The sequence below is a fragment of the Kitasatospora sp. NPDC101155 genome, assembly GCF_044768305.1.
Taxonomy (GTDB): domain Bacteria; phylum Actinomycetota; class Actinomycetes; order Streptomycetales; family Streptomycetaceae; genus Kitasatospora.
In genome coordinates this window covers 1-9,311 of sequence record NZ_JBIWPN010000109.1, presented here as the reverse complement: position 1 = coordinate 9,311, position 9,311 = coordinate 1, and the positions used below count along the sequence as shown (strand labels likewise).

Below are 9,311 nucleotides of genomic sequence, written 5' to 3'. Positions count from 1 at the left end.
GCCGACCAGTCCACGTGCGAGGACGGCGCATCGACGTGCAGGGTCGGCGGCAGCATGCCGTGGCGCATGGCCATGACCATCTTGATGATCCCGGCCGCACCGGCGGCGGCCTGGGTGTGGCCGATGTTGGACTTCAACGACCCCAGCAGCAGGGGCTGTTCGCGGTCCTGGCCGTAGGTGGCGAGCAGGGCCTGGGCCTCGATCGGGTCGCCGAGGGTGGTGCCGGTGCCATGGGCCTCGACGGCGTCCACCTCAGCGGCCGTCAGGCGGGCGTTGGCCAGGGCCTGGCGGATCACCCGCTGCTGCGAGGGCCCGTTGGGTGCGGTGAGGCCGTTGGAGGCGCCGTCCTGGTTGACGGCGGAGCCCCGGATCACCGCGAGCACCCGGTGCCCGTTGCGCTCGGCGTCGCTGAGGCGCTCCAGCGCCAGCATGCCGACGCCCTCACCCCAGTTGGTGCCGTCGGCGGCCTGCGCGAAGGCCTTGACCCGCCCGTCGGCGGCCAGGCCGTTCTGCCGGGAGAACTCCAGGAAGGCGACCGGGCTGGCCATCAGCGCGACACCGCCGGCCAGCGCCAGGTCGACCTCGCCGCCCCGCAGCGCGGCGGTGGCCTGGTGCAGCGCCACCAGCGAGGAGGAGCACCCGGTGTCGATGGTGAGCGCCGGGCCCTCCAGACCGAGCGTGTAGGAGACCCGGCCGGAGATGATGCTGCTGGCGTTGCCGGTCATGCCGAACCCCTCGGCGCCGTGCGCCGAGTCGGAGAGCAGGCCCGCGTAGTCCAGCGAGGCGGCGCCGACCACCACCGCGGTCCGGCTGCCGGTGAGGCCGGCCGGATCGATTCCGGCCCGCTCCAGCGCCTCCCAGGAGGCCTCCAGGACCATCCGTTGCTGCGGGTCCATGGTGAGGGCCTCGCGCGGCGAGATGTCGAAGAACAGCGGGTCGAACTCGCCGGCGTCGTGGACGAAACCGCCGGTCCCCTCGGCGTCCCAGCCGCGGTCGGCGGGGAACGCGGAGATCGCGTCGGTGCCCGAGGCGACCAGGTCCCACAGCTCCTCCGGGGAGTTCACCCCGCCCGGGTAGCGGCAGGCCATGCCGACGATGGCGATCGGCTCGTCGCTGCCGGCCGCCGCCGCGACTGGTGCCGCCGCGTCGGCCTCGCCCCAGAGCCGGAGCACGAGCTGGCGGGCCAGCTGGGTGGGCGTGGGGTAGTCGAAGACGATCGCGCCCGGCAGGCTCAGCCCGGTGGCCCGGACCAGCCGGTTCTTGAACTCCACGGCCAGCAGGGAGTCGAAGCCCAGGTCGCGGAACGGCTTGCGGGCGTTGATCGACCCGCCGTCGGTGTGGCCCAGCACCACGGCCGCCTCGGTGCAGACGATCGCCAGCAGGGCCTCCAACCGGTCGGCCTCGCCGGCCCCGGCCAGCCGCTGCCGCAGGGCGGCGGCGCGCGGGTCCATGTCCGGCTGCTCCTCGCGTAGCAGCGCGGCCACCTCGGGGATGTCCTCGATCAGCGGGCTGCGGCGGGCCAGAGTGAACGCGGGGGCGAACCGCGTCCAGTCCATGTTGGTCACCGTCAGCAGCGTCTCGCCGTGGTCCAGCGCCTGCTGAAGGGCTGTCAGCGCCAGCTCGGGGGCCATCGCCCCGACGCCGCGCCGGCTCAGCTCGCGCCCGGCGTCACCCGCGAGCATCCCGGCACCGGCCCAGCCGCCCCAGGAGACCGAGGTGGCGGGCAGGCCACGGGAGCGGCGGTGCTGTGCCAGTCCGTCCAGGTAGGCGTTGGCGGCGGCGTACGGGGCCTGGCCGGCGCTGCCCCAGACGGCGGCGCCGGAGGAGAAGAGCACGAAGGCGTCCAGCTCGGCCTCGGCCAGCAGCTCGTCCAGGTGCCGGGCGCCGAGCACCTTGCCCGCCGAGGCGTCGGCGAAGTCGGCCTCGGTCAGGCCGGCCAGGTCGCCATACTGGCTGACGCCGGCCGTGTGGAAGACGGCGCTGAGCGGGCCGGCCTCGCGCAGGGTCTCGGCCAGGAAGTCGCGGTCGGCGATGTCGCCGGCGGCGATGGTGACGGTGGCGCCCAGCTCGTTCAGCTCGGCGAGCAGCTGGTCCGCGCCGGGCGCGTCCTTGCCGTGGCGGCTGGTGAGCACCACGTGCGCGGCCCCGTTGCGGGCCACCCAGCGGGCCACGTGGCCGCCGATCGCGCCGGTGCCGCCGGTGATCAGCACCGTGCCGCGCGGGCTCCACGGGCGGGCCGGCTCGCGCAGATCGGCCCGGACCAGTCGGCGGCCGAACAAGCCGGCGGCGCGGACGGCCAGTTGGTCCTCGGGGCCGGCGCCGGCCAGCACGCCCGACAGCAGGGCTGCCGCGGCCTCGTCCAGCGACTCGGGCAGGTCGACCAGTCCGCCCCAGCGGTCCGGGTACTCCAGTGCCACCACCCGCCCGAGGCCCCAGAGTTGGGCCGGCTCTGGGCGCACCCGGTCGCCGGCGACCGCGGCCACCGCGCCGCGGGTGACGAACCAGAGCGGCGCGCCGACCCCGGCGTCCCCGAGCGCCTGGACCAGCACCGTCGAGCTCCACAGGTCCGGCAGGACGGCCAGCACGCCGGTGAACTCGCCGGCGGCGGCCAGCCGTTCGGCGAGGGCGCGGCGCTCGGTGCCGGGCCCGGCGACCAGCTCGACCGGCTCGGCGCCGGTCAGCGCCCGGGCCACCTCGGCCCCGGCACCGGCCTGTGGTACCACGAGCAGCCACCGGCCCCGCGCCGTCCCGGTCGCCGTGACCGGCTTCCACTCCTCCCGGTACCGCCAGGAGTCCAGCAACGCCTCGGCGGACCGCTCGGCGGAGGTCGGCGGCTGGAGCCAGAACCGCTGGTGCTGGAAGGCGTAGGTGGGCAGGTCCACCCGCCGCGGCGCCCGGCCGCCGGCAAGGCCGGCCCAGTCGACGGCGGCGCCGTGCACGTGCGCCTCGGCCAGTGAGAGCACGAAGCGGGCCTGGCCGCCCTCGTCGCGGCGCAGCGAGCCGAGGGCGACGGCGTCCGAGCCGGCAGCCTCGATGGTCTCCCGGACCGCCGGCACCAGCACCGGGTGCGGGCTCATCTCGATCAGCGCGGTGCAGCCGTACTCCAGCAGCGCCCGGGTGGCCTGCTCGAACCGCACCGTCTGCCGGAGGTTCCGGTACCAGTAGTCCGAGTCCAGCTCGGCCGGGTCGGTCACCGTGCCGGTCACCGAGGAGAAGAACGCCACCCGGGCGGCGGTCGGGGTGATCCCGGCCAGCACGGTGGCCAGCTCCGCCCTGATGTCCTCGACGTGCGCGGTGTGCGAGGCGTAGTCCACCGCGATCCGGCGGGCCCGCACCCCGTCGGCCTCGCACTCGGCCAGCAGCTCTTCCAGCGCCTCCGGGTCGCCGGCCGCGACGATCGAGGACGGCCCGTTCACCGCCGCCACGGCCAGCCGCTCGCCCCAGCGGGCCAGCCGCTCGCGCACCTGCTCGACCGGCAGCGGCACCGACACCATGCCGCCCCGGCCCGCGAGTTCGGAGGCGATCAGCTTGCTGCGCAGGGCCACGATGCGGGCGCCGTCGGCCAGCGAGAGCGCGCCGGCCACGCAGGCGGCGGCGATCTCGCCCTGGCTGTGGCCGGCCACCGCGACCGGCTCCACGCCACAGGCCCGCCACAGCTCGGCCAGTGAGACCATCACGGCCCAGAGCACCGGCTGCACCACGTCCACCCGCTCCAGCGAGGGCGCGCCCGGCTCGGCGCGCAGCACGGCCGACAGCGACCAGTCGGTGTGCGGGGCCAGAGCCTCGGCGCACTCCGTGATCCGGCGGGCGAACACCGGTGAGGAGTCGAGCAGTTCCAGCGCCATGCCGGCCCACTGCGCGCCCTGGCCGGGGAAGACGAAGGCCGCCCGGACCTCCGGCTCGGCCACCCCCTCGACCACGCCGGGTGCTGAGCCAGCCGCCGCGACCGCGGCCAGCCCGGCCCGCAGGGCGGCCGGGTCGGCGCCGGTCACCACGGCGCGGTGGGCGAACGCCGACCGGCTGGTGGCCAGCGACCAGGCCACGTCGTCGGCGGACAACTCCGGTGCGGCCGCCCAAGCTTCGGCGAGTCGGCCGGCCTGGGCGCGCATCGCCGCGTCGCTTGCGCCGGAAACCACCAGGGGCAGCACGGCCAGGTCCACCGGGGCGGCGGTGCGCTCGGCGGTCGGCTCCGGCTCCGACCGCGGCGCCTCCTCCAGGATCAGGTGGGCGTTGGTGCCGCTGACGCCGAAGGAGGAGACACCGGCCCGGCGCGGCCGTTCGGTGCGCGGCCATGGCTGCGCCTCGCCGAGCAGCCGGATGTTGCCGGTCTCCCAGTCCACATGCCGGGTCGGCGCGTCTACGTGCAGCGTCGGCGGCAGCAGCTCGTGCCGCAGCGCCTGCACCATCTTGATCACGCCGCCGACGCCGGCCGCCGCCTGGGTGTGGCCGATGTTGGACTTGAGCGAGCCCAGCCAGAGCGGCTCGCCGTTCGGCCGGTCCTGCCCGTAGGTGCTGAGCAGGGCTCGGGCCTCGATCGGGTCGCCGAGCGTGGTGCCGGTGCCGTGGCCCTCGACCGCGTCCACGTCGGCGCCGGTGAGTTTGGCGTTGGCCAGCGCCCGCAGGATCACCTGGCGCTGGGCCGGTGCGCTGGGCGCGGTCAGGCCGTTGGAGCCGCCGTCCTGGTTGATGGCGCTGCCGCGGATCACCGCCAGCACCGGGTGCCCGTTGCGCTGCGCGTCACGGAGCCGCTCCAGCAGCACCACCCCGGCGCCCTCACCCCAGCCGGTGCCGTCGGCCGCCGCGGCGAACGGCTTGCACCGGCCGTCGGCCGCCAGCCCGCCCTGCCGGGAGAACTCGACGAACGGGCTCGGTGTCGACATCACCGACACCCCGCCGGCCAGCACCAGGTCGGACTCCTCGCGGCGCAGCGACTGTGCGGCCAGGTGCAGCGCGACCAGGGAGGAGGAGCAGGCGGTGTCGACCGTCACCGCCGGGCCGTTCACCTTCAGGCTGTAGGCGATCCGGCCGGAGAGCACGCTCGGCGCCGTGCCGGTCAGCGCGTGGCCCTCGCTGTCGTGGTCGGAGGCGGCCAGCAGCCCGGCGTAGTCCGAGGAACCGCCGATGAACACCCCGGTCTGACTGCCGTCCAGCGACAGCGGATCGATGCCGGCCCGCTCGACCGCCTCCCATGCGGTCTCCAGCAGCAGCCGCTGCTGCGGGTCCATGGAGAGCGCCTCGCGCGGCGAGATCCCGAAGAACCCCGGATCGAAATCGCCGACCCCGGCCAGGAAGCCGCCCGCCGTGGTGTACGTGGCACCGGCCGCGAACTCGGCCCAGCCGCGGTCCTCGGGGAACTCGTCGATCGCGTCGACGCCGCCGGCCACCAGCGCCCAGAGCTCCTCGGGGGAGCCGACACCGCCCGGGAACCGGCAGGCCATACCGATCACCGCGATGGGCTCGTCGGCCTTCTCCTCCAGCTTGCGCAGCCGTTGGGCGACCTGCTTGCCCTCCGCGATCGCGCGCCTGAGGTAGTCGCGCAGCTTTGCTTCTTCGGACATCTGGTGTTCGCTCCTAGAATCCCTTGTCGACGATGTCGAAGAGGTCGTCGATCGAGGCATCGTTCAGGTCATGGGTCACGTCCGCCGGGCCGTCGTCTCCGGTCCAGGCCGCCAGCAGCTCGGTCAGCCGCCGGGTGACCCGCAGCCGTTCCAGGTCGTCGGTGCCGATCGTCCCCAGCGCCGTTTCCAGGTGGTCGAGTTCGGCCAGCACGCCCTCGACCCCGGTGGCCTGCTCCGGCAGCAGCTCCGACCTCAGGTACTCCGCGAGCGCCGTCGGCGTCGGGTGGTCGAAGACCAGGGTGCTGGGCAGCCGCAGGCCGGTCGCGGCGTTGAGCCGGTTGCGGAACTCCACCGCGGTGAGCGAGTCGAAGCCCAGCTCCTTGAACGTCTGGGCCGCTGGGACGGCCCCGGCCGAGCCATGACCGAGCACGGTAGCGGCATGGGAGACCACCAGGTCGCGTAGCAGCTTCTGCTGCTCGACGCCGGCCATCCCGGTGAGCTGGTCGCGCAGTTGCGGTCCGCTGCGGCCGGAGCCGGCCCGGGCCGTGCGGCGCTGGGCTGGGCCGGCCAGGCCGGACAGCAGCGGCGGCACCGGCCCGGCACCCGACCGGAGCGCGGCGATGTCCAGCCGCACCGGCACCGCCACGGGCAGGTCCGCGCTTCGCGCCAGATCGAACAGCGCCAGGCCCTGCTCGGTCTCCAGCGGCAGCACGCCGCCGCGGCTCATCCGGGTCACGTCCGCCTCGTCGAGGTGGCGGGTCATGCCGCTGCGCTCGCTCCAGAAGCCCCAGGCCAGGGCGTTGGCCGGCAGGCCCAGGCCGCGCCGGTACCAGGCCAGCGCCTCCAAGAAGGCGTTGGCCGCGGCGTAGTTGCCCTGGCCCGGCCCGCCCTGGGTGGCGGCCACCGAGGAGAACATCACGAAGGCGGACAGCTCCAGATCCGCGGTCAGCTCGTGCAGGTTGACCGCCGCGTCCACCTTCGGGCGCAGCACTCGCGCCAGCTGATCCGGCGTCAGTGCGGCGACCAGGCCGTCGTCCAGAACGCCGGCCGCGTGCACCACCATGGTCAGCGGATGCGCCGCCGGGATCGCCGCGAGCAGTGCGGCCAGCGCCTCTCGGTCGGCCGCGTCGCAGGCGGCCACGGTGACCGTGGCGCCCAAGGCGGCAAGCTCGGCCGAGAGTTCCGCAGCACCCGGGGCCTCCTGGCCCCGGCGACTGGTCAGCACCAGATGGCGCAGGCCGCGCTCGGCCACCAGGTGGCGGGCCAGCGCAGCGCCGAGCACACCGGTGCCGCCGGTGATCAGGGCGGTGCCCTCGGCCGGCACCGGCTGCGGCAGGGTCAGCACCGCCTTGCCGATCAGCCGCGCCTGGCTGAGCGCCCGGAAGGCGTCGCGCCCGCGCCGGACGTCCCAGGTGGTCATCGGCAGCGGCCGGATCACCCCGCGCTCCATCAGCAGCCGCAGCTCGACCAGCATCTCCTGGATCCGGTCGAGCCCGGCCTCCAGCACGTCGTACACCTGGTACGCCACGCCCGGGTGGGCTGCGGCCACGGCTCCGGGGTCGCGCTTGTCGGTCTTGCCCATCTCCAGGAACCGCCCGCCGGACGGCAGCAGCCGTAGGCCGGCATCGACGAACTCGCCCGCCAGGCAGTCCAGCACCACGTCAAAGCCGCGGCCGCCGGTGCTCTCCAGGAAGTGCTGCTCGAATTCGAGGGTGCGCGAGTTGGCCAGGTGCGCGTCGTCGAACCCGATCGCGCGCAGCGCCTCCCACTTGCCGGGGCTCGCGGTCGCGAACACCTCGGCGCCCAGGTGCCGGGCCAGCTGCACGGCCACCGTGCCCACGCCGCCCGCGGCCGCGTGGATCAGCAGCTTCTCGCCGGGCTTCAGCGCGCCCAGGTCCACGAAGCCGTAGTAGGCGGTGAGCGCGACGATCGGCATGGCCGCGGCCTGCTCGAAGGTCCAGCCCTCGGGCATCCGGACCAGGCTGCGACGATCGGCCACGGTGATCGGGCCGAAGGCGCCGGGGCAGATGCCCATCACGCGGTCGCCGACCGCGAGGTCGGTGACACCGGCGCCGACCTCCAGCACCACGCCGGCCGCGTCGCCGCCCACGCCCTCCAGACCGGCGACGACGTCCAGCGCCACCGCCACGTCGCGGAAGTTCAGTGCGCCCGCGTGCACGGCCAGTCGCACCTGGCCCGGGGCCAGCGGCTCCAGCACCTCGGGGCAGCCGACCAGGGCGAGGTTGTCAATGGTGCCCTTGCCGATCACGTCCAGCCGCCAGGCCGGCTCGCCGGGCGGCGGCACCAGCAGGCCGTCGTCGCCGACCCGGGCCAGCCGGGGCGCCAGCACCGCGCTGGCCCGGACCGCCAGCTCCGGCTCCCCGGTGGCGGCGGCCGCCCGCAGCAGCTCCGGCGCGGTGTCCGGGTCGTCCACGTCGATCAGCACGAACTGATCCGGGTTCTCCGACTGCGCCGAGCGGACCAAACCCCAGGCGGCCGCGTGGGCCAGGTCGGTGATCCCGCCGTCCGCCCCGGCCGCGACCGCGCCCCGGGTGACCAGCACCAGGCGGGCACCCTCGGGATGGTCGCCGGCGAGCCAGTCCTGCAGCAGGGCCAGCACCTCGGCGGTGACGGCATGGACCTCGGCCGCCGTGTCGCCCTGTGCCGGGGAGTCCACCCGGGAGACCAGGACCGGCTCCGCCTGCGGCTGCTGACCGTCCGTCGGGACGGGGACCCAGTCGATCCGGAAGAGCGAGTCCGCAGGCGCCGGCCGGGCGGCGAGCTGTCCGACCGAGGCGCCGCGCACCACCAGGGAGTCCACGGTGGCGACCAGCTGCCCGTCCCGGTCGGTCAGGATCAGTGAGGCCTGGTCAGGTCCGACCAGTGCCACCCGGGCCCGGACCGCCGTCACTCCGACGGCGTACAGCGTCACGCCGTTCCAGGCGAACGGCAGCTTCGCCGCCCCGGTCTCGTCCGAGCCGAGCAGGAACATGCTGTGCAGGGCCGCGTCCAGCAGCGCGGGGTGGATGCCGAACCGGGCGGCCTCCGCCTCGTGCTCCTCCGGGAGGGAGACCTCGGCGAGCACCGCGTCCTGCTGCCGCCAGGCGGCGGTCAGGCCCTGGAAGGCCGGGCCGTAGTGGTAGCCGGCCTCGGCGAGGCGCGGGTACAGGTCGGTCACGCCGATCGGGGCGGCCCCGGCCGGCGGCCACTCGGCCGGGACGGCGGGCGGCCGCGGGGCGTCCGCGGTCAGCACGCCGACGGCGTGCGCGGCCCAGGCGTCGGCCGGCCCGTCCTCCGGCCGGGAGTGCACGGTCACCGTGCAGCGGCCGGATTCGTCCGGTGCGGCCACCCGGACCTGGAGCAGCACCGAGCCGTGCTTGGGCAGCACGAGCGGGGTGTGCAGGGTCAGATCGGCTAGGTGGCCGCGCCCGAGCTGGTCCCCGGCCCGGATCGCCAGCTCCACGAAGGCGGTGCCTGGCAGGATCACCGTGCCTTGCACGGTGTGGTCGGCCAGCCAGGGGTGGGTGTGCAGCGAGATCCGGCCGGTGAGGAGCGCGCCGTCGCCGTCGGCCAGCGCGACCACCGCGCCCAGCAGGGGGTGGTCCACGGTGCCCAGGCCCAGCCCCGACGCGTCGGTGCTCCCGGCGGCGGACTGCAACCAGTAGCGCTGGCGCTGGAACGGGTAGGTCGGCAGGTCGATGGGGGCGGCGGCTGTGGGCAGCAGGTCGTGCCAGGCCACCTTGATGCCGTGGG

At 75.2% G+C, this 9,311-nt stretch carries 2 protein-coding genes; both read right to left on the bottom strand.

Annotated elements, in window-relative coordinates:
* Nucleotides 1-5,558, bottom strand: a 5,558-nt coding sequence (locus tag ACIRYZ_RS45840; RefSeq protein ID WP_402955498.1) for an SDR family NAD(P)-dependent oxidoreductase, incomplete at its 3' end; no start/stop codon positions are given.
* Nucleotides 5,559-5,571: 13 nt separating this feature from the next.
* Nucleotides 5,572-9,311, bottom strand: a 3,740-nt coding sequence (locus ACIRYZ_RS45835) for an SDR family NAD(P)-dependent oxidoreductase (protein WP_402955496.1), incomplete at its 5' end; no start/stop codon positions are given.